General features: G+C 40.8%; 2 protein-coding genes and 3 tRNA genes. 4 read left to right on the top strand and 1 reads right to left on the bottom strand.

Translation table 11 applies throughout. The features are described from left to right. Positions 1-198: 198 nt before the first annotated feature. Positions 199-312, bottom strand: a complete 114-nt coding sequence (gene cmpA, locus V7659_RS21375; protein WP_144555672.1) for a cortex morphogenetic protein CmpA — start codon at positions 310-312, stop codon at positions 199-201. A gap of 87 nt (positions 313-399) precedes the next feature. On the opposite strand from cmpA, the gene V7659_RS21380 reads away from it, so the two are divergent. From V7659_RS21380 to V7659_RS21395, 4 genes are all read left to right on the top strand, one after another. Then, positions 400-873: a SprT family protein gene (locus tag V7659_RS21380; RefSeq protein WP_335542091.1), complete on the top strand. Its 474-nt coding sequence runs from the start codon at positions 400-402 to the stop codon at positions 871-873. A gap of 108 nt (positions 874-981) precedes the next feature. Next, positions 982-1056: transfer RNA gene (locus V7659_RS21385), tRNA-Asn, on the top strand. 3 nt (positions 1057-1059) lie between these two features. Beyond that, a tRNA-Ser gene (locus V7659_RS21390) sits at positions 1060-1150 on the top strand. Positions 1151-1158: 8 nt separating this feature from the next. Then, positions 1159-1230: transfer RNA gene (locus V7659_RS21395), tRNA-Glu, on the top strand.

Consider the following 1230-nt stretch of genomic DNA (forward strand, 5'->3'; position numbering starts at 1 on the left):
AATCAGGACTTGACTCTCAATTAAACAGGAATTCGGCGGAAAAAGTTACGAAGTTGGCGAAATCCGTCCCCAGTTTCGCGGAATAAATCCGAAAGTTTGCGGAATCCAGGGACGAATTGGCGGAATCAATAAGAAAAGTGCAAAACCCGGTGTGGATTTGCACTTTAATAATTTCTACCCGATACGGAAAAACGTATCTTAAGAGCAGTGTTTCTTTCTGTAAAAGAACCAGCACTGGTTCAACATCTTGATCTGATAGCGATCTTTCTCATAAAAAGCTCTTTTCATTTGGTTTTGCAACCAAGTTGGCATAATAAAACCTCCCGAAAAGTACTAAAGGTATATACAATATATGCTATAATAGGTTGTCATGTTCGCATAGAAAGAGAGGGACCCAAAATGGAACAACAACAACTTCAATTATTAGTTGAAAAGATATCTGTTGAGTCATTTGGGAAGCCGTTTTTGCATCAAGCATCCTTCAATCCAAGACTAAGATCAACTGGCGGCAGATACCTTCTTGGAACACATAATATTGAGATCAATAGAAAATATTACGACCAGCTTGGCGAACAAGAATTAATAGGGATTATTAAACATGAACTATGCCATTATCACCTTCACCTAGAAGGGAAGGGGTATCAGCATAAGGACCAAGATTTTAAGCATCTATTAAAAAAAGTTGGCGCACCACGATTTTGTGCACAACTGCCAGATATAAAAGTAAAACGAACCTCGAAAAGGATCCTTCTGTATCAGTGTACGAAATGTCAGCAATCATACAGAAGAAAAAGAAGCATTGATACTAGTAGATATGTGTGTGGAAAATGTAGAGGGAAATTGACGAAAGTAAAAGAAATAACCTTAGGATAAGGGAAGAATTTGAAAAAAACTTTCTTTAAAAACTATGTTGACTTTCTATTGTATCGTCATTATAATGTAAAGAGTCGATAAGGTAATTGCCTTATTGAAAGAGATTATTCCGCAGTAGCTCAGTGGTAGAGCTATCGGCTGTTAACCGATCGGTCGTAGGTTCGAGTCCTACCTGCGGAGCCATATGGGGAAGTACTCAAGAGGCTGAAGAGGCGCCCCTGCTAAGGGTGTAGGTCGGGTGACCGGCGCGAGGGTTCAAATCCCTCCTTCTCCGCCATATCTTATGGCCCCTTGGTCAAGCGGTTAAGACACCTCCCTTTCACGGAGGTAACACGGGTTCGAGTCCCGTAGGGGTCA

Source organism: Neobacillus drentensis (assembly GCF_036966985.1).
In the GTDB taxonomy this organism is placed as follows: Bacteria; Bacillota; Bacilli; order Bacillales; family Cytobacillaceae; genus Neobacillus; species Neobacillus drentensis_E.

What these genes read in the sequence shown, in the direction of transcription:
- V7659_RS21380 (WP_335542091.1), top strand. Translation starts at nt 400, where the DNA reads ATGGAACAACAACAACTTCAATTATTAGTTGAAAAGATATCTGTTGAG.
- cmpA (WP_144555672.1), bottom strand. Translation starts at nt 312, where the DNA reads ATGCCAACTTGGTTGCAAAACCAAATGAAAAGAGCTTTTTATGAGAAA.